This is a genomic window from Bradyrhizobium sp. 172, from assembly GCF_023101065.1.
In the GTDB taxonomy this organism is placed as follows: domain Bacteria; phylum Pseudomonadota; class Alphaproteobacteria; order Rhizobiales; family Xanthobacteraceae; genus Bradyrhizobium; species Bradyrhizobium canariense_D.
Window position 1 is genome coordinate 627,753 of record NZ_CP064701.1, and the last position, 24,538, is coordinate 652,290.

23 protein-coding genes, 1 tRNA gene and 1 pseudogene are annotated in these 24,538 nt (G+C 64.3%); 9 read left to right on the forward strand and 16 right to left on the reverse strand.

The annotated features are described in order from the left end of the window. Positions 1-21 precede the first annotated feature (21 nt). From dapD to rpmH, 12 genes are all read right to left on the reverse strand, one after another. A complete protein-coding gene (gene dapD, locus IVB07_RS02865; protein WP_026232441.1) occupies positions 22-867 on the reverse strand; it encodes a 2,3,4,5-tetrahydropyridine-2,6-dicarboxylate N-succinyltransferase in 846 nt (281 codons plus the stop codon). Positions 868-993: 126 nt separating this feature from the next. Beyond that, positions 994-1,449, reverse strand: a complete 456-nt coding sequence (locus IVB07_RS02870; protein WP_231189775.1) for a DUF302 domain-containing protein — start codon at positions 1,447-1,449, stop codon at positions 994-996. A gap of 4 nt (positions 1,450-1,453) precedes the next feature. After that, positions 1,454-1,813 carry a carboxymuconolactone decarboxylase family protein gene (locus tag IVB07_RS02875; RefSeq protein WP_018453029.1) on the reverse strand — a complete coding sequence of 120 codons (360 nt, stop codon included), beginning with the start codon at positions 1,811-1,813 and terminating at the stop codon, positions 1,454-1,456. A 109-nt stretch (positions 1,814-1,922) separates the two neighbouring features. After that, a complete protein-coding gene (locus IVB07_RS02880; RefSeq protein WP_018453030.1) occupies positions 1,923-2,828 on the reverse strand; it encodes a LysR family transcriptional regulator in 906 nt (301 codons plus the stop codon). Between the two features lie 25 nt (positions 2,829-2,853). Next, the gene (locus tag IVB07_RS02885) at positions 2,854-3,546 is read right to left on the reverse strand and encodes a pyrimidine 5'-nucleotidase (protein ID WP_018453031.1); all 693 of its coding nucleotides are present in this window, start codon (positions 3,544-3,546) and stop codon (positions 2,854-2,856) included. A 202-nt stretch (positions 3,547-3,748) separates the two neighbouring features. Continuing rightward, on the reverse strand, positions 3,749-4,735 hold the full coding sequence (locus tag IVB07_RS02890) for a DUF1036 domain-containing protein (RefSeq protein WP_018453032.1): 987 nt from the start codon (positions 4,733-4,735) through the stop codon (positions 3,749-3,751). Positions 4,736-4,803: 68 nt separating this feature from the next. After that, a complete protein-coding gene (gene argB, locus IVB07_RS02895) occupies positions 4,804-5,691 on the reverse strand; it encodes an acetylglutamate kinase (protein WP_007597683.1) in 888 nt (295 codons plus the stop codon). Positions 5,692-5,922: 231 nt separating this feature from the next. Beyond that, positions 5,923-6,288 carry a DUF423 domain-containing protein gene (locus IVB07_RS02900; protein ID WP_018453033.1) on the reverse strand — a complete coding sequence of 122 codons (366 nt, stop codon included), beginning with the start codon at positions 6,286-6,288 and terminating at the stop codon, positions 5,923-5,925. Next, the gene (gene yihA, locus IVB07_RS02905) at positions 6,288-6,941 is read right to left on the reverse strand and encodes a ribosome biogenesis GTP-binding protein YihA/YsxC (RefSeq protein WP_018453034.1); all 654 of its coding nucleotides are present in this window, start codon (positions 6,939-6,941) and stop codon (positions 6,288-6,290) included. The genes IVB07_RS02900 and yihA overlap by 1 nt, the downstream gene beginning before the upstream one ends. A gap of 111 nt (positions 6,942-7,052) precedes the next feature. Further along, positions 7,053-8,900 carry a membrane protein insertase YidC gene (gene yidC / locus IVB07_RS02910; protein WP_026232445.1) on the reverse strand — a complete coding sequence of 616 codons (1,848 nt, stop codon included), beginning with the start codon at positions 8,898-8,900 and terminating at the stop codon, positions 7,053-7,055. Positions 8,901-8,913: 13 nt separating this feature from the next. Next, a complete protein-coding gene (gene rnpA / locus IVB07_RS02915) occupies positions 8,914-9,327 on the reverse strand; it encodes a ribonuclease P protein component (RefSeq protein WP_018453036.1) in 414 nt (137 codons plus the stop codon). 27 nt (positions 9,328-9,354) lie between these two features. Further along, positions 9,355-9,489 (reverse strand): 50S ribosomal protein L34, encoded by a 135-nt coding sequence (gene rpmH, locus IVB07_RS02920; RefSeq protein ID WP_008542748.1) that lies wholly within the window; start codon positions 9,487-9,489, stop codon positions 9,355-9,357. Between the two features lie 382 nt (positions 9,490-9,871). Between rpmH and IVB07_RS02925 the strand changes: the two genes are divergently transcribed. Beyond that, positions 9,872-11,371: a HAMP domain-containing sensor histidine kinase gene (locus tag IVB07_RS02925; RefSeq protein ID WP_026232446.1), complete on the forward strand. Its 1,500-nt coding sequence runs from the start codon at positions 9,872-9,874 to the stop codon at positions 11,369-11,371. A 163-nt stretch (positions 11,372-11,534) separates the two neighbouring features. Continuing rightward, a tRNA-Arg gene (locus IVB07_RS02930) sits at positions 11,535-11,611 on the forward strand. A 129-nt stretch (positions 11,612-11,740) separates the two neighbouring features. On the opposite strand, the gene IVB07_RS02935 is transcribed toward IVB07_RS02930, so the two are convergent. Next, positions 11,741-11,965: a hypothetical protein gene (locus IVB07_RS02935; protein ID WP_018453038.1), complete on the reverse strand. Its 225-nt coding sequence runs from the start codon at positions 11,963-11,965 to the stop codon at positions 11,741-11,743. Positions 11,966-12,231: 266 nt separating this feature from the next. On the opposite strand from IVB07_RS02935, the gene IVB07_RS02940 reads away from it, so the two are divergent. From IVB07_RS02940 to IVB07_RS02960, 5 genes are all read left to right on the forward strand, one after another. Then, positions 12,232-12,678: a hypothetical protein gene (locus IVB07_RS02940; protein WP_247299217.1), complete on the forward strand. Its 447-nt coding sequence runs from the start codon at positions 12,232-12,234 to the stop codon at positions 12,676-12,678. 698 nt (positions 12,679-13,376) lie between these two features. Then, complete coding sequence (locus IVB07_RS02945; protein ID WP_018453041.1) at positions 13,377-13,535, forward strand: hypothetical protein; 159 nt, start codon at positions 13,377-13,379, stop codon at positions 13,533-13,535. Between the two features lie 256 nt (positions 13,536-13,791). Further along, the gene (locus IVB07_RS02950) at positions 13,792-15,945 is read left to right on the forward strand and encodes a GumC family protein (protein WP_018453042.1); all 2,154 of its coding nucleotides are present in this window, start codon (positions 13,792-13,794) and stop codon (positions 15,943-15,945) included. A 59-nt stretch (positions 15,946-16,004) separates the two neighbouring features. Continuing rightward, positions 16,005-17,111, forward strand: a complete 1,107-nt coding sequence (locus IVB07_RS02955; RefSeq protein ID WP_247767488.1) for a cellulase family glycosylhydrolase — start codon at positions 16,005-16,007, stop codon at positions 17,109-17,111. A gap of 78 nt (positions 17,112-17,189) precedes the next feature. Then, a complete protein-coding gene (locus tag IVB07_RS02960) occupies positions 17,190-18,770 on the forward strand; it encodes a hypothetical protein (RefSeq protein ID WP_018453044.1) in 1,581 nt (526 codons plus the stop codon). A gap of 53 nt (positions 18,771-18,823) precedes the next feature. On the opposite strand, the pseudogene IVB07_RS02965 reads toward IVB07_RS02960, so the two are convergent. After that, positions 18,824-19,837, reverse strand: a pseudogene (locus IVB07_RS02965) (LLM class flavin-dependent oxidoreductase); the annotation flags it as partial. Positions 19,838-20,110: 273 nt separating this feature from the next. Here IVB07_RS02965 and IVB07_RS02970 point away from each other — a divergent pair. Beyond that, entirely contained in the window at positions 20,111-20,620 is a 510-nt protein-coding gene (locus IVB07_RS02970; RefSeq protein ID WP_018453046.1) for a DUF2867 domain-containing protein, read from the forward strand. 437 nt (positions 20,621-21,057) lie between these two features. Here IVB07_RS02970 and IVB07_RS02975 read toward each other — a convergent pair whose 3' ends face one another. Together IVB07_RS02975 and IVB07_RS02980 are read right to left on the reverse strand one after the other, a co-directional pair. After that, the gene (locus IVB07_RS02975) at positions 21,058-22,257 is read right to left on the reverse strand and encodes an IS91 family transposase (RefSeq protein ID WP_085357181.1); all 1,200 of its coding nucleotides are present in this window, start codon (positions 22,255-22,257) and stop codon (positions 21,058-21,060) included. A gap of 12 nt (positions 22,258-22,269) precedes the next feature. Then, complete coding sequence (locus IVB07_RS02980; protein WP_247390111.1) at positions 22,270-23,145, reverse strand: tyrosine-type recombinase/integrase; 876 nt, start codon at positions 23,143-23,145, stop codon at positions 22,270-22,272. A 302-nt stretch (positions 23,146-23,447) separates the two neighbouring features. Here IVB07_RS02980 and IVB07_RS02985 point away from each other — a divergent pair, with 302 nt between their 5' ends. Next, positions 23,448-24,530 (forward strand): hypothetical protein, encoded by a 1,083-nt coding sequence (locus tag IVB07_RS02985; protein ID WP_018453047.1) that lies wholly within the window; start codon positions 23,448-23,450, stop codon positions 24,528-24,530. Positions 24,531-24,538 lie beyond the last annotated feature (8 nt).

A 24,538-nucleotide genomic window follows, 5' to 3' on the forward strand; every position in this document is an offset into this window, starting at 1 on the left:
TACGGCAGCTGGTGCCGCGAATCAATCCCGCAGCAGCTCGTTGATGCTGGTTTTGGAGCGCGTGCGCTCGTCGACGCGCTTGACGATGACGGCGCAGGCGGTGCTCGGGCCGATCTGGCCGTTCTTCATGGGCTTGCCGGGCAGCGCGCCGGGAACGACGACCGAATATTCCGGCACCTCGCCGATGAAGATCTCGCCGGTCTCGCGATCGACGATCTTGGTCGACGCCCCCAGGAACACGCCCATCGACAGCACCGCGCCCTTGCGCACGATCACGCCCTCGGCGACCTCGGAGCGCGCGCCGATAAAGCAATCGTCCTCGATGATCACGGGCTCGGCCTGCAGCGGCTCGAGCACGCCGCCGATGCCGACGCCGCCGGAGATGTGCACGCGCTTGCCGATCTGCGCGCAGGAGCCGACGGTCGACCAGGTGTCGATCATGGTGGATTCATCGACGTAGGCGCCGAGATTGACGAAGGACGGCATCAGCACGACGTTGCGGGCGATGAAGGCGGAGCGGCGCACGATGGAGCCGGGGACGGCACGGAAACCGGCATCCCGAAAGCGGTTCTCGCCCCAGCCGTCGAACTTCGAGGGCACCTTGTCCCACCAGGCCGCCTTGCCGGGGCCGCCGGAAATGGCGCCCATGTCGTTGAGGCGGAACGAGAGCAGCACCGCCTTCTTCAGCCATTGATTGACCTTCCACTTGCCGTCGGCCCCGCGCTCGGCAACGCGGGCCTCACCCTTGTCCAGAATCTCCAGCGCGTGATCCACGGCCTCGCGGACCTCGCCCCTGGTCGAGGTCGAGACGCCGTCGCGCGCCTCGAAGGCGCCGTTGATGGTGGATTCGAGGACGGACAGGGACATTTGGCGATCCTTGAGCAGCATTTGCGGGGAATTTGGATCGCTTTTTCGGGACTTGGAGCGAGAGAGTCAAGAACGCAGTCGGCCATGTCCCGGCGCGTTCGGACGCGCCCGGGACATGGCCGGCGGCTATTTTGATGTGCCCGCGAGATCGATGCCGTTCACGATACCCTCGCAGAGGCCGGCGAGCTCATTTCCGAGTTCGGTCAATGCCGGTGAACGGTAGCGCGCGAAGGCCATAGCCGGATCAAGCCATCGCAGTTCGGCTTGACCGTCTGGAAAGCCGATCACGGCGAACTTCAGGGGGGCCTCGAGCAGCGCCGCGCTATCGGCGGTCAGCAGCCGCGACATCAGGCGTGGGTGGAAAAACAGGACCTGACGCGCGGGGCCGATGGCGAAGCCGCCACGACTGAGCAGCATTTGCGGGTCGATCTCGTGCAGGATCCAGAGGTCTGCCGCAATGATTCCCTGCTTCAAGCGGGTGACCACCTCTTCGACGGTCAACGAAGAGGTGACCGACCGTTGAAACGAGCTTGCGGCCGAACCGCATCCGGAGAAGGCCACAGGTTGCGGTGTTTGCGTCATCGGATCAGCCTTCGCCCGGCTTCGGTGCCCGGCTCGCATCGAACGCTTCGAGCGTCCGTGCCGAGTAGACCAACGACGCCCCCGCACCGATCGCAATCGCCACGCCGAGGGCCTCGGCGAGCTCCTCACGGCTCGCGCCGAAACGTGCGGCGGCGGCGGCGTGAACCGCAATACACCCGTCGCAGCGGGCGGTCACGGCCGCCGCCAGCGCGATCAACTCGCGCGTCTTTCCGTCCAGCTTTCCTGTCTGGGGGCCAGCCGCGCCAAGTTCGCGATAGCCCTTCAGCGTCGCCGGGCTTAGGGCACCAATGTCGCCGATCCGCGCCAGCAAGTCGCTCCGATAGGCGCTCCAATCCATCATCATTGTCTCTCTCCTCGAACGGCGGGTTGTTGCCGAGCTCGAGAGATAGACGTGCGGTCTCGCGGGAGCCATCAGCTATGGGCGTATGGCCGCTATACAGCTTGCCGAAGCGTCAGGCGAATTGACGGAATTCTCCCGCGATGAAGTCCACCACGGCGCGAACCCGCCGGACCTTGCCGGTGTCGCGATGAAATCCCAGCCACAGCTCGCGGCTCGGGACGGGCGCCGGCGTCTTGATCGAACGAAGCGCGGGATAGGCCGAGGCCAGCCGAGTCGGCAAGCAAACCAGCCCCGCGCCGGCGGCGGCCGCAGCGGCCTGACCATCGCGGCTATTGCTGCAGAATCCAACATGTGCCTGCGGCAAATAGCGACGCAGCCACTTCGTCTCCGCAACGCTTTCGGCGAGCGCCGCGTTCATTGTAATGAGCGCAGCGTCGGCGCCACCGTCCGAAAAATCGGGCGGTCCCTTTGCCTTGAGATAGGCAGCAGCAGCATAAAGCTGGAACGGAATGCTGCCGATCTTCCGCTGCATCAGTCCGTCCTGCTGGAAGCGCCCGAAGCGTAGGGCGACATCTATCTCCCGCCACGTGAGGCTCAGGGCCTCGGCGTCAGTAACCAGCTCGACGGTGACGGTCGGATGCGCCGCGCAGAACTTCGCCAGCAAAGGCGAGAGGATCCGTGCCCCGAGCCATTCGGGCGAGGTCACGCGCACCGTTCCGGTCAGTCCAGCGCTGCTGCCGACTGCGATCCGCTGCGCCGCCAGTGCTGCGTCCTCCATCCTCTCGGCATAATCGAGAATCTGCCGTCCGGTGTCGGAGAGCCGAAGGCCGGACGGAAGGCGGTCGAACAGGATCGCACCGAGCTTGCTTTCGAACAGTTCGAGGCGCCGGCTCATTGTCGGTTGCGTGGTGCCCAGCTTTCGTGCGGCACCCGAGAGGCTTTTTTCGCGAGCCAGGTGCAGGAAGTAGCGCAGGTCTTCCCATTCGATCGCAGCCAAGTCTGTCGGCTTCTGAGGCACGGTCGCTCCTGCGTTGCTGCGGGGGTCAGCCGATCGCGAGCGACTGCAGAAACCCAGTCAGATCGTCGGTGACGTGGTCGACATGGGCCGCATCACGGCCCGCCAGTTCCCAATCTTCACGCACCACTTGCTTGGTGCCGTCCGACACCACGAGTATCGTGGTCATGCCGAGCTCGTGCGGAACGGTGAGGTTGCGGGCGAGGTCCTCGAACATCGCTGCGCGGGTCGGATCGACCGAATGGTCGGCGAGAAACTTCCGGTAGGTCTGTGGCGCCGGCTTCGGCTCGAATTCGGCGGCGATGATGTCGAACACGCCGTCGAAATGCGTGGCAAAGCCGAGTCGCGCCAGCACCGCATCGACATGATCGACCGAGCCGTTGGTCAGGATCAGCTTTCGTCCCGGCAGTTTTGCAATGGCCTCGCCCAGGGCCGGGTTCGGCTCCAGCGGGGAATGGTCGATCTTGTGGACATAGGCGAGATAGTCGTCGGCGCGTACACCATGCAGGGTCATCATGCCACGCATGGTGGTGCCGAAGCGCTGGTAATAATCCTTCTGGATCTTGCGCGCTTCCACCGGTGTCAGATTGAGCCAGTTGCAAACGAACTCGGTGATCCGCGCATCGACCTGCTGCCACAGATTGACGTGGTGCGGATAGAGCGTGTTGTCGAGGTCGAACACCCAGGTGTCGATATGGGCAAAGGCGCGGGAGGAGGTCATTTTCACTCTCTATCCGTTGACCGCGGCGGCGCCCCACCCTCAATCGTCGTCCTGGCGAAAGCCAGGACCCATACGCCGTGACCGATCATTGGGACACTGCGGTCGTCGTTCTTCGCCAAATCCAATCCTGGGGTAATGGGTCCTGGCTTTCGCCAGGACGACAGCGGCGTGCGTGGCACCCGTACCATCACAACAGCACCCGTCACGGCATTGCAAACCGCAGCGTCTTGCCGCCGCTCGACATGTCCACCGCGCTAAAGCCCGTGGCCGCGAAACCGCGCGCGCCGCAGTCGGTCTGCTCGTTGGTCTCGAACTTGGTCTCGCGCGTGCAAAGCTGCTTGTCGCCGCCCCAGTTCAGCGGCTTGTCCTTCAGCTTGACGATTCGGTTATCGGCGTCGATGGCTTCCGCGAAGCTGAATATCTGCTTCGGCTGGCCGCTCACATCAGGGTGCAGGCAGGTCTTGGGGTCGATGCGATACCAGCCACGGCTCGTCACCGATTTGCCGTCGTCGGTGGCGACCGCCGCCATCACCTTGTGCGCGGTGTCGTTGCACCAGGTGAGGCCTGTCGCAGACGGCGTCTGCACGGCATCGACCATGGTCTTGAAGAAGTTCGGCGACGACAGGATGTCGGACGACAATCCGCGGCTCTTCAGGAAAGCGGCCAGCGCGCCTTGCGTCTTCGGCCCGTCGACGCCGTCGATCGGCGCGGCGTCGTAACCTGCGATCACCAAAAGCCGCTGGATGCCGGCGAGGCGGGCCTGCTCGTCGTCATACTCGGAGTCCTCGGCGAGATAGGCGACGAAATTGCCGTCCGCGCCTTGGGTCGGGGTGATCTGGGTGAAGGCGGCTTGGGTCTGGCCGCTGCGGCACTGCCGCGCTGCCGCGATGACGAAATTGTCCTGCGCGACGCACAGCGTGTCGCTGCCGTTCTGCGGGATCGGGGATGCGCCGTAGACGCCGAGCGCGCGGGCGTTGAGCAGGATGCGGTCGGCGGAGAGCGTGCCCTGCACCACCACGCGGCAGGTGGCGGGGTCGATCCTGAACCAGCCGCGCGTCGCGGTCGCCGCCTTGTCGTCGATGCCGATCGCGGCCTCGACGACATAGGACATGCGGTTGCAGATTTTCAGGTCGGCGAAGGCCGGTGCGGAGGAGAACACGAACGAGATGGCTGCGGCAGGGAGCGTCATCAGGAAGCGCGTCAGGACGGAGCGGCGAGGCCGCCGCTCTCCCAGCACTGTTCCTGTCCGCTCTTCTCTCACTTGTGGATCAGCGTGCCCGTGCCGGTATTGGTGAAGAGCTCGAGCAGCACCGCGTGCTGCATCTTGCCGTCGATGATGACGACGCCCTCCACGCCCTGTTCGAGCGCGTAGATGCAGGTCTCGACCTTCGGGATCATGCCGCCCGATATGGTGCCGTCCGCGATCAGCTTTCGCGCGTCCTTGACCGAGAGCTGCGGGATCAGCTTCTTGGACTTGTCGAGCACGCCCGGCACGTCGGTGAGCAGCAGCAGCCGCTTTGCCTTCAGCGCGCCGGCCACGGCACCTGCGAAAGTGTCGGCGTTGACGTTCAGCGTCTGCCCCTCTTTCGAGGTCGCGAGCGGCGCGAGCACGGGGATCAGCTCGTAGCCGATCAGCTGGTTGAGCAGCGTGAGATCGACTTTCTCGGGATCGCCGACGAAGCCGAGATCGACCGCCTTCTCGATGTGCGAGTCCGGATCCATGATGGTGCGCGTCGTCTTGGACGCCTTCACCATATTGGCGTCCTTGCCAGAGAGCCCCACGGCCTTGCCGCCGGCCTCGTTGATGTAGCCGACGATCTGCTTGTTGACGGAGCCGGCGAGCACCATCTCGACGATCTCGATGGTGGCGGCATCGGTGATGCGCAGGCCGGCTGCGAATTCCGAGACGATGCCGAGGCGCTTGAGCATGGTCGCGATCTGCGGGCCGCCGCCATGCACCACCACCGGATTGATCGCGGTCTGCTCGAGCAGCACGATGTCGCGGGCAAAATTCTTCGCGGTCTCCTCGTCCCCCATGGCATGGCCGCCATACTTGATGACGATGGTTTCCTCGTCATACTGCTGCATGTGCGGCAGCGCTTCGGACAGGATGCGGGCCTGGTCGAGCGGGGAGATTTCGGTCATGAGGCGGATCTCGCTGGCGGGATACTCGGGCCGCGTTCTATCCGATTGGCGGGCGGGGCGCAAAGTGATGTTCTTCCCCTCTCCCCTTGCGGGAGAGGGTGGATCGCCGCGATAGCGGCGAGACGGGTGAGGGGTTCTCTCCGCGCGCGCAATAGTGAGTTCGTGGAGAGAACCCCTCATCCGGCGCTTCGCGCCATCTTCTCCCGCAAGGGGAGAAGGAACAAAGAGCCACTATTTCTTTCCCACCACCGCCGCGAGCGTCACTGCCAGCCAGCTCAAGATCATCACCGATCCACCCGTCGGCGCCGCATATGGAAACAGCGAATGGCCGGCATATTGCCGCAAGGTGAGGTCGCCCGCGAACAGCGCGGCGCCGGCTGCGAAGCCGGACGCGGCGATGATGCCAATTCCGCCGTGCAGAAGGCCGCGCCCGAGCAGGGCGACGGTCGCGAGTATGGCGGTTGCATGAAACAGCAGCATGGCGCTTGCGGCGGCGAGCCGGCTCGCATCGCCGCCATGCGCGGAAGCGGCGGCCAGCGCGACGCCGGCGGCGCCCATCATACCGGCAAGCCCGATCAACAGGCGGAACGCCGCCATTACGAGGTGCGCTCTTCCAGCAGCTTGGCGATCGCGGCGCGCAGCTCGGCCATGCCGGTTGCGCTCCGCGACGAGGTCGCGAGCACGTTCGGGAACGCGGCCGGACGCTTGGCGAGCGCGGCCTCGGTCTCGACGATGCGCGATTGAAGCTCGGCGGCCTTGATCTGGTCGGCCTTGGTCAGAACCAGCTGGTAGCTGACCGCGGAGCGATCGAGTGTCTTCAGGACTTCGAGATCGACGTCCTTGAGGCCGTGCCGCGCGTCGACCAGCACGTAGACGCGCGCGAGGCTCGCGCGTCCGAGCAGGAATTTGTGGATCAGCTCGGTCCAGGACGCGACCTGGCTCTTCGGTGCCTTGGCATAGCCATAGCCGGGCATGTCGACCAGGCGCAGGTCACTTTTCCCGGGGACCTCGAAGAAGATCAGCTCCTGGGTGCGGCCCGGCGTATGCGAGGTGCGCGCGAGCGCGTTGCGGCCGGTCAGCGCGTTGATCAGGCTGGACTTGCCGACATTGGAGCGGCCGGCAAAAGCGATCTCCAGCCCCGCCATCGGCGGCAGCGTTTCAGTCGAGGGCGAGGCCCAGATGAACTGCCAGTCGCGCGTGAACAGCTTTCGCCCGACCTCGATCAGCTTCGCATCTTTGTCGTCGGTCATGCGAAGGCTTTCTGTTTGTCCGCGTCATTGCGAGCGAAGCGAAGTAATCCAAAAATGCATCCGCGAAGGGACTCTGGATTGCTTCGTCGCTTTGCCTCGCAATGACGACCGCTACGTCGCCTTCTTCGCGAACGTCGCCTTGAGATTGTCGAACAGCTCCACCTTCACGCCGTTGCGGCGCATGATGAAGCTCTGCTGAAGCACCGAGAGCGTGTTGTTCCAGGCCCAGTAGATCACGAGGCCCGCCGGGAAGCCCGCCAGCATGAAGGTGAAGATCAGCGGCATCCAGTTGAAGATCATCTGCTGCGTCGGATCCGGCGGCGTCGGATTCAGCTTCATCTGGAACCACATCGTGATGCCCATGATGATCGGCCAGATGCCGAGCGCGAGGTAGTGGCCGAACACGGGAATGGTGGTCGGATCGAACGGGATCAGCCCGAACAGAGTGAACAGGTTGGTCGGGTCCGGCGCGGAAAGATCCTTGATCCAGCCGAAGAACGGCGCGTGCCGCATCTCGATGGTGACGAACAGCACCTTGTACAGCGAGAAGAACACCGGGATCTGGATCACCACGGGAAGACAGCCGGCGACCGGATTGATCTTCTCCTTGCGGTAGATCTCCATCATCTCCTGCTGCTGCTTCACCTTGTCGTCAGGGTAGCGCTCCTTCAGCGCCTGAAGCTGCGGTTGGACCGACTTCATCTTCGCCATCGAGGCGTAGGACTTGTTCGCCAGCGGGAAGAACAGGAGCTTCACGATCACGGTCACGAGCAGGATCGAGATGCCGAAATTGCCGAAGAAGCGGTAGAAGAAGTCGAGGCCGAGGAACATCGGCTTGGTGATGAAGTAGAACCAGCCCCAGTCGATCAACAGATCGAAATGGTTGAGGCCGAGTTCCTTGTTGTAGCCGCCATGGCCGGCGAGCGGGAAGTTGATGCCGACAACGCTGGCTTCCTTGGCGCCGGCGAACAGCCGCGCGTTCGCGGTCGCGGAGCCGCCGATCGCGACGGTGACCGGATCGAGCAGATAATCGGTCTGGTAGGTGTGGACGTTGCCACTCGGATTCGACGAGAAGCGCGCCTGAATCTGCGCACTGGTGTCCGGCAGCAGCGCCGAGGCCCAGTATTTGTCGGTCATGCCGAGCCAGCCATTGGTGGCCTTGAAGTTCACCGTCCTGGCTTCGTCGATTTTCTTGTAGGCGTATTCCTGCAAGCCATCGAGATAGCCGATCAGGCCTTCATGCAGGATGTAGTAGCCGGAGACCTGCGGCGTGCCGTGGCGCGAGATCAGTGCGAACGGATAGAGCGTGACCGGCGCGTTGCCGACATTGCTCACCTCGTCCTTGACGGTAAAGAGGTAGTGGTCGTCGACCGAGATGGTGCGACGGAAGTTGAGGCCCTCGCCATTGTCCCATTTCAGCAGCACCGGGGTCGTCGGCGTCAGGCTGCCGCTGCCGTCCTGCTGCCAGACGGTCTGCGCGTCCGGCAGTTTCGCCGTCACGCCCGTCGCCGGTACCCAGCCGAACTCGGCGTAATACGGCTCCGCGGTCCCCGAGGGCGAATACAGAATAATCGGCGGTGACTTCGGATCGACCGTTTCGCGGAATTGCACCAGCGCGACATCGTCGATGCGTCCGCCCTTCAGCGAGATGCTGCCGGCGATCCGCGGCGTCTCGATCTTCACGCGCGGGCTGGCAGCAATGGCGGTGTCACGGCTTTGAACCGGCTGGGCTTGCTGGTTCGCGCTCGGCGTCGACGGCTGGGCCGTGCTGCCGGCCTGCGGCGTGGCGCCCGGCGTAGCGGAAGCCGTCGGCTGCGGCGTGGTCTTCTGCAGCTCGGCCTGCGCCTGTTGCTGGGCGCGCTGCTTCTCCATCGCCGGCATGTTGTAGAAATATTGCCAGGCGATCAGCACGAAGCCCGACAGAATGACGGCGAGGATGGTATTGCGGTTGTCGGTCATCATTCTCTCGTCATCAATCCGGTTTGCGGCTGGTCGCAGGAGCGGGGCCGGGCTTTAAGCCGTCGGTTGTTGGGCTGCTTTTTGAGCCGCGTCCCTTGTGCGTATGCCGCGCGGGCTTCGCGAACGCTATGCGCAGATCGTCGAGCATGGTGGCGAAGCCGCGCGAGAGCGCGTCCCTTCGGCCGACCAGCACATAATCATGATGGGGCTGCATCGACACCGGATCGAGCCGCTTCACCAGTTCGCGAAGCCGGCGCCGGATGCGATTGCGCTCGGGGGCGTTGCCGTTCTTTTTGGTGACGGTGAAGCCGATCCGGATTGGGCCGCTATCGTCGCGACCGCGGCTTTGCAGGACGAACGCGGGGCTATTCACCCGCGCGCCATTGGCAACGGCGAGGAAATCCGCTCGCTGCCTCAGCCGATCCATGATGAAATCCCAAAAAGGGGGTCCGGCTCAGGCGCTCAGACGCTTGCGGCCGCGAGCGCGGCGGGCGGCGAGCACCTTTCGGCCGCCGGCCGTGGCGAGACGGGCACGGAAGCCGTGACGGCGCTTGCGCACCAGTTTGCTGGGTTGATAAGTCCGCTTCACGGGTTTTTCTCCGCTGACCGGGCAATTTGCCTGTAGAATTGATGATAAAGTCCGGAAGATGCTGCCCAAAACGGGCCTTTTTCGGCCCCAAGAGAGCCGCTCCCGGCGGTCACACCGGGTCATCGCGGACAATTGCGCGGCTTATAAGCGAGCGCCTTCTTTTCGTCAACGCCGCACAAGAGCTCAATTCCGGCGAATATCGCTGTTTGTGCGGGGTTTTTAACCCTTGAGGTAGCGACTCGCCAAATCTGCGCTTACATCCGACCTTGGCAGATTGACGATCTGTAATTTGACCGCGCTGGGGGCGGGCCGCATCTTCGTACGCGCCAAACCCTTCACCAGCCAAATCTTCAACCCGGTAAAGGCAGCGAGGGCGAATTTCGTGGCAGCGACAGACCTCCAGCCGATCCAGGATGGGGATCAGCGGGACCCGCCGGCGGCGCTGCCGCGTGGGACGCGCGGACTTGGGCTGTCCGGCAAGCTGCTGCTGCTCACCGTCCCCCTGGTGATGATCGCGGCCATCCTGCTCTACGTGCCGGCCATCGCCAACTTCTGGGTCAACCGGCTCAACGACCGCGTCGCCGCGGCCAACACGGCGGCGCTGGTGCTCGATGCGGCGCCGCTCGGCATGGTCCCCGATTCGCTCTCGCGCGAGATCCTGAAAAGCATCAATGCGCGCGCCGTCGCCATCAAGATGGGCCAGCAGCGCCGTCTGCTCGCCAGCGACAATCTGCCCGCCGCGATCGAGCACGACATCGACCTACGCGACATGACGGCGTGGGAGGCGATCACCGGCTCGTTCCGGATGATGCTGGAGACCGGCAACCAGGCCATCCGGATCGTCGGGCCCGGCGTCGGCAACGCCCAGTTCATGGAGATCGTCACCGACGAGCTGCCGCTGCGGCAGTCGATGTACCGCTTCTCCCGCAACGTCGTGGTGGTCGCGCTGATCATCGCTGTGTTGACCGCGGGCCTCGTCTATCTCGCCATGCATTATCTCTTCGTGCGCCCGATGCGGCGGCTGACCGCGAGCCTGGTCGGCTTCCACGAAAATCCCGAGAGTTCGGCGGGGATCATCGTGCCGAGCCAGCGCAGCGACGAGATCGGCGTTGCCGAGCGTGAATTGTCGGACATGCAGCGCGACCTGATGTCGATGCTGCATCAGAAGAGCCGGCTCGCCGCCCTCGGCCTCGCCGTCTCCAAGATCAATCACGACCTGCGCAATCTGCTGGCCTCGGCACAACTCCTGTCGGACCAGCTCGCCAGCGTGCCGGATCCGCGGGTGCAGCGCTTTGCGCCAAAACTCGTCCGCTCGCTCGAGCGCGCCATCGCCTTCTGTCAGTCGACCTTGTCTTACGGCCGCGCCCAGGAAGCCGCGCCCGACCGGCGCATGATCATGATCGAGCCGGTGGTGCTTGAGGTGCGCGAGACCGCTGGCCTTGCCTCCGACGCCTCGATCTCCTGGGTCGCCGCAATCGAGCGCGGGCTCGCGGTCGATGCCGATCCCGACCAGCTCTTCCGCGTGCTGCTCAACCTCGTCCGCAACGCCGCCCAAGCGCTGGAAAGCCATGCGTCCGCCGAGGGCGGCGCGCAGCAGATCCGGATCACGGGAAAACGCGAGGGCGCGGTCGCCATCCTCGAGGTCTCCGATACCGGCCCTGGCGTGCCGCAGAAGACTCGCGAACACCTGTTCGAGGCGTTCCAGACCTCCGGCCGCCCCGGCGGCAGCGGCCTCGGCCTTGCCATCGCCGCCGAGCTGGTCCGCGCCCATGGCGGCGACATCCATCTGGTCGAAGGCACCATCGGTGCCACCTTCCGGATCGTCATCCCCGACCGCCCCGTGGAACTGCTCTCCGTCCGCAACGAGCGGGCGCGGGCGTAGGTCGGCCGGCGGCTGAGTGCGGAAACCGTCATTTCCCAGCAAAATCACCTCAATCCGGACCTTGCCAATTGGGGCAAGAGCGGTTAGTCAGGGCGCTCTTTCGCACCCCTCCGGCGTCGCCGGGGGCTGCCTGCGGGCCACGCCCGCAATGTCAGCGAAAAACGCGCCCGTAGCTCAGCTGGATAGAGCATCAGACTACGAATCTGAGGGTCGGACGTTCGAATCGTTCCGGGCGCGCCATTTTCGAATACGCGATCGACGCCGATTTCCCGCATCCATTCGTTTCGTCCGCAGGCGGCGCACCCGTTTCGGCGCGATGACAATCAATTGCACTGTTCGGGATTCTGCGTACCGCCGACAAAGCCCGCTTTAGCGCCGCCCTACATCTTGCGCCGCCGGATCCGAACCAAGCCCCTTGCTCGTCAGCAAACGGTTGAACTGATCGGCGGAAAAAAGCTGCCCGTCCGGAGCCGTGATCGACACCACAAAACCATTCACCGCATGCTTGCGGGCCAGGATCACCGCAACGATCGCGCTGTCACGGAAATCCACGGTGCGGCAGTCGTCTTTTACAGCTTCGATGATGAATGTCATTTGGCCCACGACCACCGTTGGCACGCGCCAATTGCGCGCCCGGCCACTCAATCCCGTATCGGTGAAAATGATATTGCCGACAAGCCGGCTATTGACCCGATTGAACCGCAACCATACCCATATTGGGGGAACAGCAGACCGGTCCTGCCTCACGCGTGGTGCGCCACGGATACATAGAACCGGCTTGTGGGCGTCGGACCGGACATCTGTAGAAGCGGGGACTGGTGATGGTTGGTACGACTGAAGGCGAGGACATCGCGTCGGATTTGATCCGAACCGTCTCCCGCCACTCGTTGGCCTACATGCTGTGCGCAGCCAGCGAAATGTTCCGCCACTACGATTTCGATCCGCTGGACTTGATGATCATTCATGCGGTCCTGAACGCCAACGTTCTCAAGATCATGAAGACCCCCGAACTCGACCGGCAATTTGGCAGTATCCAGGCGGTGGAGCCGGACAAGATCAAGCAGGGCGTTTCCCGTGCCGCCCTGTCCCGCTTTTTCGGTCTGCCGATCGAAACCGTTCGGCGGCGCGCCGATCGCTTGAAGAAGCAAGGCATTTTCCGCGAGACCGACCAGGGTCTGATCGTAACCGAAGCCAACCAGTTCAAGTTCGGCAATAATCACGAGTTGCAGAGAACTAACATGCTCCTGGTGCGGAAATTCCTCCGTGACCTGACGGAAGCGGGCGTTGAGCTTCCCGGCGGGATTTGATGGACCATTGGCGCTTCCGAATCGGGACCGCACCAGACGGTGCGCCATTCATCATCCGGCTTTCACGCGCTCTTCGGCCGAAAAGCGACGATGGATCCGCTTGGCTCGTCTTCGCGCATTGCCGCCTCGATTGCCTTCGCCAACGCAGCCTGGTCGAATGGCTTTGATAAACGCGGCAGGCTGGATCGTTCGTTGCTGGGAATCTCTGCGTATCCCGTGCTCAGGAGGATGACCGTCCCGGGGCGCTCCGCGGCGACAGCGCCGGCCAGCTGCAGTCCAGTCATCCCAGGCATGGCAAATTGTCCTCCCCTGACGACGCCGAATCATCCTCGGCACCAAGATCGTTTCCGCCTGACAGGGACCGCGCCGATGAGCGGCCGCGACATCCGTACCTCGTCAGACGAGAATCAGTTGAGAATAATACCGGCCGCGAGCCTGCACCGCAAAGTGGCAGCAAGTCGGCTGTTTCCCGCATAAGATGTAGGTCGCGCGACCGCCCGTGATACGCGAGGGGCACGTCACGCGCTGCTGCGCCGGCAAGAGCGTGGTGCTCTATGAATGGTAAGATCCAGGCACGCTCGGCCGGCGGTGTAAGGTGCAGCACGCAACATCACTTGTAATCTGCTTCACACGCAAATGCGCCCAATGACGCTAGACAAAACAGGTCGCGCCTTCGCGCGGCCTGTTCGGAGCTGGCGATGATGGCTGCACTGGCAAAGGCGATATCCCGCGCGACGAGAACCAACGTTGATGTCGAAACTCTGAAAGTCCTCGTGATCTTTTCGGGCGCGGGCTTGCTGCTCTCTCTCGTGGCCGCAATGATCTACGGGCAGGCTGGCAACGCCGCTTTGTTTTGAGATCCGGCGCGCCGGGTCGTCGAAGCGCAAGAAAGTCTTCCGCAAGCGTCCGCGCCAACCAATAGCGGACTTTATGCATTCGGTGTCGCCCGGTATCCGGACGCACGGAACCCCTCTCCGCGCAGGGCCGTGCGTCGTCTCCTTAACGAATCGTTTACCGAGCTTCGCGGCAGCCGTAACCGCGGGTTAACCATGGATATTTACGGTGCAGCAAGTCTCTAGGCTGTGCCTGTTAGTTGATTTCGAGTCCAACCCCATGGCGTTCGGTAGAAGCGCATCTCCGCGAAGCATCGCCCCGACGGAGCCCGCGGCTTCGTGGGAAGCGCCGCGGGCTGCGGCGGCGACCCCCGACAACACCGCCCCCGCGCTGATCAAGGGATCGCTGACCCTCACCGGCGCGTTCTCTTTTCTGCGTGAGAACGGCCGGCGCATCCTGATGCTGGCGCTGGCACTCTTCGCGCTCGGCGTCGCCGTGCTGATGGTGCTGCCGGTCCGCTATGCCGCGACGGCGCTCGTCGTGGTCGATCCCCGCGAGCTGCGCGTGACCACGGACCAGGACGTGCTGCCTGGCATCGGCCAGGACGCCGCTGCGCTTCAGAGCCAGATCGAGATCGCCAAATCGGACGGCTTTCTCCGGCCCCTGATCGAGAAGCTCAAGATCGCCGACGACGAGGATATCGCAGGCGGTCATACCGACATGACGCGCCTGCTCGAAAAACTCCGCAGCCGCCTCGATATCTCGCGTCGCGGCCTGACTTACGTCATCGCCATCTCGTTCACCTCGAACAGTGCGGAGCGGGCAGCGTATTATGCCAATGCCATCGCAGAGGCGTTCGTCGCGACCCAGAGCCGCGTGCGCAGCGATGCGACGGACGAGGCGGCCGACTGGCTCAAGGACCGGCTGAAGACGCTCAGCGAGCGCCTGCGCGTCTCGGAAGACGCCGTCGCAGCCTTCCGGCTCGAGCACAAGATCCTCAATGCCGGCAAGGATTCCACCACCCAGCAATTGCGGGTGACCGACCTGAACCAGCAGGTCTCCGCGGCTCGTGCGCGCACCGAGGAAGCCAAGGCGCGTTACGAGCAGGTGCAGCGCGATCTCAAGGCCAATGTCGAAGGTCCGGTGAAGCAGGATCTCCTGAGCATGCTGCGCGCGCAGCGCTCGACCCTGAACGACCAGATCGCACAGAAGAAGGCGGTCTACGGCGACCGCCATCCTGATCTTGCGATCTCCTACAGCCAGTTGGCTGACATCAACAGGCAGATCGAGGTCGAGCGGAAGAAGAACATCGACACCGCGAAGTCCGAATACGAGGCCCAGCTCGAGCAGCAGGCCGCGCTGGAAAAGCAGCTCAAGGCGGTCGAGACGCAGATGCTGGTGGACGGCCAGGCGCTCGTGAAGCTGCAGGAGCTGCAGCGCGATGCCGATGCCAACAAGAACATCTACGAGCAGTTTTTGTCGCGGTTCAAGACGACCAACGAGCAGCGTCAGCTTCAGAGCTCGCAGACCAAGATCGCTTCGCCCGCGATCCCGCCGCTGCGCTCGACGCGTCCGCCGCTCGCCCTGCTGCTCGCCGCGCTCGCGATCGGCTCGCTGCTGACGTCAACCGCTACGGTTGCGGCGATGACGAGCATGTCCGACAAGTCCGATCCTGCCGAGGCTCCGGCTCGAACGCCCACGCGTGCGGAGGCGAGGGAGACGCCGAAGCGGCAAGCCAAGCGTCCGGCTCCGGCCGTGCAGCAACCCGAGGCGATGCCGAACCTTCCGGTCTGGTCCCGCATTCCCGAACTGATGTCGGGAGCTGCGCCCAACACTGTCTGGCAACGACCGATTGCCGCCCCAGCCGAGCTCGATCTCGGCGCTTACTTGCGTCCGCTGCTCGAGCGTATCGATCGTGCCCCGGTGCGTGGCTGCAAGGTCGCCCTCGTGCTGTCGGTCGGCAAGAGCGCCGGCGGCAATACCGTTGCGCGCTCGCTCAACCGCGCGGCCGTCAATCGCGGCATGATGAGCGTGCTGATCCGGCTGCAGCCGGAATTCGCGGGCGCCCAGCCGCCGGTGACCGAATGGCAGGACGGCTCGACCACGGCAGGACTCCAGTCGATCGACGAGCTGCTGAGCGCCGGCAGGAAGGCCGATGCGCGGCCGGAGGACGACATTCGCTCGGAGTTCGACCTGATCATCGTCCATGCGAACAATCTTGCCTTGCAGCCAGATGCGATCGCGCTCGCCGCGCACGCGGACCTGATCATCCCGGTGGTGCGCGCCGGCGAGCTCGGTTCGGCGGCGATGCGACGGGTGACCGCCGCGCTGTCGAAGTACGACACCGTGCCGACCGGTCTCGTCGTCAATCATGCGCCCGCCGGCTCTGCCGCGCCTCACCCTGACGGCGGTGCGCTTAGCAGGGCGGTTTGACGATGGCGACGCCGTGCCGTCGTCTGCTCCTTGCCACGATCTTGCTATCCACGATCTTGATGCCAACGTCGCTCGCCTCCGCGACATCGGCCGAAACTTGCGTACCTGCCTCGCAGACCGTCGCGCCGCACAGGCTCGCCGCACTGTCGCGCGGGTTCAATGCCGACGGCTGGATCAATGGCGAAAAATCCGCGCCTCCAACTCGCGAATTGCTGCAGCAGCTTCGCAAGGCGGGGATGAGTCATGTCCGCTTGCCGGTGCCGGCCGAGCGCGTGATGCTGCGCTTCGCTTCGAAAGCGGAACGCGATGAGACGCTGCGTGCGCTCGACAAGGCATTGAAGCAGCTCATCTCGCTCGGCTATTCAATCTCCGTCGATCTTCATCCCGGCGATCGTTTCAATCGCCTGCACAAGGACGACGCCGACGCCTCGCTGCGCGAGCTGGAGGATGCGTGGGGCACGCTCGCCCGGGTCATTCAATCGTTCGCGGCCGACCGCGTGTTCGCCGAGCTGCTCAATGAGCCCGACATCGAAGCCGGCAGATGGCAAAAGCAGGTCGAAACGCTCGCCGCCTTCGTTCGCCAATTGCTTCCCGCGACCACGCTGATCGTCGGCCCGGTCGACTGGCAACGCGCGGACTCGCTGCCGCGGTTTCGCCCGTTGCCGGATCCAAACGTCGTCTACGCCATCCATTTCTACGATCCCATGGTGTTCACACACCAGGGCCACTGGGACGTGCAGGATCCGCTGCACGACATCACGGATCTGCGTTATCCGATCAGCGCCGGCGATCCCGGGGTTCAGGCGCTCCGCCGGGATTTGCAGGACAGAGGCGCGACGAAGGCGCTCCTCATGCTCGACACGGCGATTGCCGCCGCCAGGGACAAGCCGGATGTCAGCCGCTGGCTCGCGCCCGCGGTCGCGTGGCAGCAGCAATTTTCGCGGCCGATCATCATCAACGAATTTGGCGTGTTGAAAGCCGCGGCGCCCCGGGACAGCCGCGTACGCTGGCTCGCGGCCGTGACCGCATATGCGCGGGCGCATTGCTGGGGCTGGGCGCATTGGGAGCTGGCGCAGGGATTCGGCCTGCTCGAAAACGGGACCGGCAAGCCCGATCCCGACGTCATGCGCGCGCTGTTCGGCGCCGCGAAGCCGGGCCGCCGCTGAAGCCGGTCCGTCATCGTTAACGAATCCTTACGCATCCTGCCGCTATCGTGGCCGCCGCGCTGCGCCAAAGGACGAGTCATGAGTGGCGGGACCTCACCGCATCTTCAAGCCGTGCAGGCGGGCTGTCCCGAGCCTTCGCGTTCGCCTTCACGTTCGCCTTGGCGCGAGCTGATCCCGACGCTCTGCATCGCCATCGCAACCATCGGCTTTGTGCCGGTCCTGCACGGGGCGAGCCCGGTCCTGTCCCTGACCGTCGAAGTTCTCGTCGCCATCGCCATCGTGGTTGCGGCTCCAACCTACGCGCCGGCGATCGCGATCTTCGTCCTGTTCTTCCAGAACCTGTTCGTCTCGATCCTGTCGCCGCTGATTTCGGCGCCGTCCGACCTGGACTTCATCAAAGGCTATAATTTTCTCGTCTGCTCCGTGATGTGGCTGACGACATTTGGGCTCTACGTCGCCGGCCAAAGGAACCGGTCGACTGAGGTCAATCAGATCATGCGCTGGGGCGTCGTGACCCTCGCCGTGGTGTCGTTGTATTTCGCGATCGGCTTCGTCCAGGACGGCCAGGCGGCAACGGTCTATCTGCGCAACATCGTGCTGCCGCTGTTCCTGTTTCAGCTCTCGCTGCTGACGGCCGCGACCTATGAGGTTCGCGCCACGCCGTTCCTGGTGACGCTTGGAGTCATTCTGATCCTGTGCGGATACGTCGAGTTTGCGTTTCGGGATTTCTGGCTGGCCGTCACCAACGGCTACACGTTCTGGGGTTTCGACGAGCTCAAGGCGGCCCGCTCCGGCGCTTGGGAAGCCGAGATGCGCGCCACCGGCAACGTGCCGGTCGATCTGAAGGATCGCTTCAGCTTCGACTTTCTCAATACGCCCCTGCTCGAAGGGTTCGGCGTGTCGAAGATCCTCCGCATCCACGGGCCGAATATGCACCCGATCAGCTTCGCGTACGGGATCGCGTTTTTCGGGCTTTTCCTGTTTTCGGTAGGGCGTCCGGTTCTGGCCCTCGTGGCGTTGCCGCTGCTGATCGTTTGCAGCGTGAAGGGAGCGCTCATCGTGGTGGTGTTCGTCGCCACGGCCTGGATATCGACCCGTCTGCTCGGCGCCGTGGTGACGCTATGGCTCGGCTTCGTGGCCTTGATCGTGTTTGCAATTGTCGCGATCCGCGTCGGCTTGCAGATCGGCGACTATCACGTCCTCGGCCTCATGGGCGGCTTGAACGGATTTCTCGAAAAGCCGTTTGGCCGCGGCCTGGGCGTCGGCGGAAATCTGTCGGACGATTATTTCTCGATCGACTGGAGCGCCGCGCAGGCCGCCGGAACGACCAACGGCGCCGTCGAGAGTGCGATCGGGGTCCTGCTGTACCAGATGGGCATCGCCGCCCTCGTTCCGCTGGCGTTTCATTTCGCGGTGGCGCTGAAGGCCTGGCGTCTTTATGCGTTCTCCGGATATCTGACGCAGGGGCTCGCGGGCTTCGGCGTCATGGTCGTGCTGCTGAATGGATTGTTTCAGGAAGAGGCCTTGTTCGCGCCGCTGGCGCTGGGGCTCATGCTCTCGCTCACCGGACTGGTCATCGGCAGCCAGATCAGGGCGCAGACGGTCTCCGTTCCGGATGCCGATCCGGAGCGGCTGGCACACTACCAGCCCGCGACGTAGCCTTTAAAAGCCGTAACCTTTAAAAATTGTGCGGCAGTCCAGGCGTCACCGCACCCCAGCGCAGGCGCCACATGCGTGAGGATCGCCTCGATGGCGTGCGCGCAATAGTCGACGCCGAGCTGGTTCGGAATCGTCAACAGCAACGTGTCCGCCTCGGCGATCGCCTCGTCCGTTCGGAGCTGCTCGATCAGCACATCAGGCTCCGCCGCATAGGAGCGGCCGAAGATCGCGCGGGTGCGCGGGTCGATGAAGCCGACCTGGTCCTCGCTGCCGCGCTCGCCGCCGAAATAGGCGCGGTCGCGATCGTCGATCAGCGCGAAGATGCTGCGGCTGACGGAGACGCGCGGCTCGCGGGGGTGGCCGGCCTCTTTCCAGGCTGCGCGATAGGTACGGATTTGCGCGGCCTGCTGCACGTGGAAGGCTTCGCCGGTCTCGTCGTTCTTGAGCGTCGAGCTCTGCAGATTCATGCCGTGCCTGGCGGCCCAGACCGCCGTGGCGTTCGAGCCGGCACCCCACCAGATCCTCTCGCGCAGACCTTCCGCATGCGGTTCGAGCCGCAACAGCCCCGGTGGATTTGGGAACATCGGCTGCGGGTTGGGTTTTGCAAAACCTTCGCCGCGCAAGATGTCGAGAAAGACCTCGGCATGACGCCGGCCCATGTCGGCGTCGCTCTCGCCGTCGGCCGGCCCGTAGCCGAAATAGCGCCAGCCATCGATCACCTGCTCGGGCGAGCCGCGGCTGATGCCGAGCTGGAGGCGCCCGCCGGCGATGAGATCGGCAGAGCCTGCGTCCTCCGCCATATACAGCGGGTTCTCGTAGCGCATGTCGATCACGGCCGTGCCGATCTCGACCTTGCTGGTCCTGGCGCCGACCGCGGCCAGCAGCGGAAAGGGCGAGGCGAGCTGGCGCGCGAAATGGTGCACGCGGAAATAGGCGCCATCGGCGCCGAGCTCTTCCGCCGCAACCGCAAGCTCGATGGATTGCAGCAGCGTGTCCGCAGCCGAGCGGGTCTGCGATTGCGGCGAGGGCGTCCAGTGCCCGAAGGAGAGGAATCCGATCTTTTTCATGGAGGCAACATATGGAGGACGGGAGGAGTTTGCGACACTTCGGCCGGAGGAAAGATGACGACCTGGGAAGCGCGTATGGGTAAGTGCCGCTCCTCGAGGGGGAAGCGGACCGAAGCAGACATCGCTGCCAGCTGGCCTTTTGGCCTAACTGAGACATGTGCGCCGCAGGATTGTTGCGTTGCAGAGCGCGTGGATATAAAAGGACGGCGGCGGCAAGATCCTCTGCAACGCCGGCTGCGCTACGCCCCTCCCCGGCATGCGGTACCTGATCCCATGACAAAAGCGCGCGCCGTGCCGATGCCCAGCAACAGCGTGCTTGCGCCGCTTTACGCGGGCGCGGACCTTTTGGACGCCTTTGCAATTCAACTGCCGGCGGGCGCCAGCGATGATGTAGAGGTGCTGGCACGCGCCGCGCTCGAGCGACAGGCGTGGTGGATTCGTGCGCTCACGCGTGTCCGCGATGTGGTGATGGCGGCAGTCGCGGTCAAATCGTCGCGCGCCGTCGGTCTTGCCGCGGCGGCGCGTGGGCCGGTTATCGGCTTCTTCCCGGTGCTGTCAAAGAGTGCGACGGAGTTGGTCGTGGGTGCGGATGACCGGCATCTCGACTTCCGCGTCACCATTCAACTTCGCGCCGATGCAGCAAATGGGCGCGAGCTGGTCGCGGGTACCGTGGTGCATTGCCATAACCGACTGGGGCGCATCTATCTTGCTACGATAGCACCGTTTCATCGCGTGATCGTTCCGGCCAGTTTGGAACAGGCGGCAAGAGCAATGAAGAATTGAGCAGGCTTGGTGGTCGTGACCGGCTGCGGTCGACCAACGAGTCGGCTTCTGGCCTCTCAGCTGACTTGCCGCGCAATCTGTCGAGGACCGCTTGTGTGAAGGGTTTCGGATGCCGGCCGCATGATTGACGGCGCGGCACATTCGGGCGGCCGGCGTCCGAAAGCCTCCAAGGGAGGAAACCGCGCATGGTGGGCAGGACTGATGCGGCAGGCTCTATGGGGATTTGAGCGCTGCAGGCGAGTTTGGTGATGGAGTTCGAACCGGTGCAGCGCGCGGCACGACGCTGTCGCTATCATGGAATGGGCGGTGGACGTTGTCGAACGCGATCAATGATCGACGGATGGGCGACGACCGATGAGCGTTCGGGTGCGCTGCGCCGTGGCCGGTCGATGAGCGGCGGGCATGACGAACAGCTTTGCGGAATGGCCGATGCGCGGTCATGAGGTGTCGATCCTGATGGCGCTGATTGGCGCGGTCGATTGACGGTGCGGCATTGCACCTCGCTCAAAAACCTCGATGACGATCATGCGGCCGCCGCAGCATGGACACGGTGGCTTGCCGCTGTCGACGATGGTCTCGGTCGGTTCATCCTCACGATCGCTGACGGCGAGCAGTTCGCGCGCGCGTGCGACATTGTCGGCGCAGACGCCCCGTGCGAGCAGGCCGTAATGGCGGATGCGGTGAAGGCCTTTTGGCAGCACGTGGATGAGGAAGCGGCGGATGAACTCGTCTGTGGCGAGCGTCATCCGCTTTTGCCGGTCGCGGCCTTCGACCCGATAATCCTTCCATCTGAAGGTGACATCGTGCTGGTCGAGGGCGATCAGGCGGCTGTTGGCGATGGCGACGCGGTGAGTATAGCGCGACAGATAGGCCAGCACGGCTTGTGGTCCGCCGAACGGACGCTTGGCATAGACGACCCATTCCGTCTTGCGCGACGCTGCAAGCAATGCGGCGAATGACTGCGCTGCAGCGAGATGAGCGTCGTTGCCGAAGAAGCTCAGGCGCCCGGCCTGGTGGAGGGCGGCGAGGCGACCTAGGAACAGCCGCCGAAACAGGCGTGAGAGCACGCGCACCGGCAGGAAGAACCCCGGCCGGCAGGACACCCAGCGCTGTCCGTCGGGCGAGATGCCGCCGCCTGGCACGATCATATGCACATGCGGGTGGTGGGTCATGGCCGAGCCCCAGGTGTGCAGCACGGACGTGATACCGATCCTGGCGCCGAGATGCTTCGGATCTGCGGCGATCGTCAGCATCGTCTCGGCCGAGAGCTTGAACAGGAGATCGTAGATGATGGCCCTGTTCTGGTAGGCGATGTCGGCGATCCGGGCCGGCAGCGTGAACACGACGTGATAATATGGCACCGGCAGCAGCTCGGCTTGGCGATCGGCGAGCCACTGCTTCGCCGCGGCGCCCTGGCACTTCGGGCAGTGCCGGTTGCGGCAGGAGTTGTAGGCGATGGACGTGTAGGCGCAGTCCTCGCAGCGCGCGACATGGCCGCCGAGCGCCGCCGTGCGGCAGCTCTCGATCGCCGACATCACCTTCAACTGGTCGAGGCTGACACGGCCGGCATGGGCCTGCCGCCATGCCGGGCCACGGTCGCGGAAGATATCCGCAACCTCCAGAGCCGGACGAGACACGCCGGCCTCGCGTCAGCCGGGCGGCCGGGCCTCCTTCAGCTTGATCGCGATGTGCTCCAACGGGCTCATGACCTCGCTGATCGTCTTGGTGGCGACGCGGGTATAGAGCGCGGTCGTATCGAGCTTGGCGTGACCGAGCAGAACCTGGATCACGCGCACGTCGATGTTCTGCTCCAAGAGATGAGTGGCGAAGCTGTGCCGCAAGGTGTGCAGCGAGACCCGCTTGTTGATCTCCGCCATCTGGGCAGCGGCGTGGCAGGCGCGGTTGAGCTGGCGCGTGGTCATCGGCTGGGCCGGATCGCGGCCAGGGAAGAGCCAGCCCTGTGGCCGTGCCGCCTTCCACCAGGCGCGCAGCAGATCGAGCAGGTGTGGGGAGAGCATGACGTTACGGTCCTTGCCGCCCTTGCCCTGTTCGACCCGGATGATCATCCGCTTGCTGTCGATGTCGGAGATCTTGAGCGAGACGACCTCGTTGGCCCGCAGGCCGGCGCCATAGGCTACGCTGAGCGCCGCCTTGTACTTGAGCCCCGGTGCCGCATCGAGCAGGCGCGCCACTTCTTCCGGGCTCAGCACCACCGGCAGCTTGCGCGGCTCGTGAATGACGTGGGTGTGCTCGACGATCTCGTTGCGCTTGAGCGTAACCTTGAAGAAGAACCGCAGCGTCGAGACGGTCTGGTTGATAGTCGGCACGCCAACGCCGTTCGATGCCAGATGCAGCTGGTAGCGCCGCACGTCCTCAAAACTCGCCGTTTCCGGCGATCGCCCGAGGAATACCGCGAAGTTCTTGACCCTCTGCACATAGTCATGTTGGGTCTTCGGCGCGAACTTGCGGATCGTCATGTCTTCGATCATGCGCCGCCGCAACGGGCTCGTGGCCTCGTCGGTCATGGGGATGCTCCTGTCTTGGGTGAAGGTTGCGAACCCCTCATCTCAAGACAGGACGCCTCGTTGCGCTATCCTCTCAGCCGCGCTGCCGGCCGTCGTGCCTACCGCGCGAGCGGTTTAGTCCTTTGACCCGAAGCGGACCTAAGCCGCGAGGAAAACCCCTGGCTGTTTCCGGATGTCTTTCAATCATTGGAGGTTCCCGCGTATGATGGGAGGTCACAAGAGGCCGGCCCATCACAGTACTTGGCGCCGGCCGTCGGGATGAGAATCGCGCCTGAGACGCGATCAAGAACCGGGGGATCGACATGGGTGTGGTGGGTACGACAGCGCGCTGGACGTGGATTTGGCCGGCTCTCGCCTGGGCCATCTTGTTGCTCAGCCTGGTTCTCGGCGGCGGCGGAATTGTATACGCAGCCGCCGGCGCGGCCCTGTTCGGCACGGTCTTCGCCGCCGTATACCACGCCGAGGTGGTCGCTCACCGCGTCGGCGAGCCGTTCGGCACCCTGATCCTCGCGTTAGCGGTGACCGTGATCGAGACGGCGCTCATCGTCTCGGTGATGATCGCAGCGCCTGCCGAGAAAGCCGGACTGGCCCGGGACACGGTCTTCGCGGCGGTCATGATCGTCTGCAACGGCATCGTGGGGGCCTGCCTGCTGTGGGGCGGCGTCCGGCACCGTGAACAGGGTTTCCAGGCGCAAGGCGCCGGCGCCGCTCTCGCCGTGCTCGTCGCTCTCACCAGCCTCACGATGGTGCTTCCGAACCTTGCGGCGCAAGAACTCGGCCCGCTGTACAACACCTCGCAGCTGGTGTTCGCCGCGCTTGCGTCCTTGGTTCTGTACCTGGCGTTCGTTTTCGTTCAGACGATCAGGCACCGTGACTATTTCCTGGCCGCGAAGGGTGCCACGGCGGACGAGCATTCGCCTCCTCCGGACAACAGAACGACCGGTCTGAGTGCCGCTCTCCTCGTCGTCTCCCTTGTGGCCGTCGTGGGCCTTGCAAAGGTCCTGACCCCCAGCGTGGAGAGCGCCATCGATTATCTTCAGGTGCCCAAGGCAGTCGTCGGCACGATCATCGCCGCGCTCGTTCTTCTTCCCGAGGCGGTGGCGGCCGTGAAGGCGGCCCAAAGCGACCGGCTGCAGACCAGTCTCAACCTGGCCCTGGGCTCGGCGCTTGCGACCATCGGGCTGACGATCCCCGCGGTCGCCGCGGTCTCGATCGCGATGGGTTATCGGCTCGAACTCGGGTTGGACATAAAGGATTTGGGCCTGCTGATGCTCACGCTGCTGTTGAGCGTAATCACGCTCGGGACCGGGCGCACCACGGTGCTGCAGGGCGTCGTCCACCTGGTCATCTTCGCCGCGTTTCTGTTTTTCGCGGTGGTGCCGTGATTTGCCGG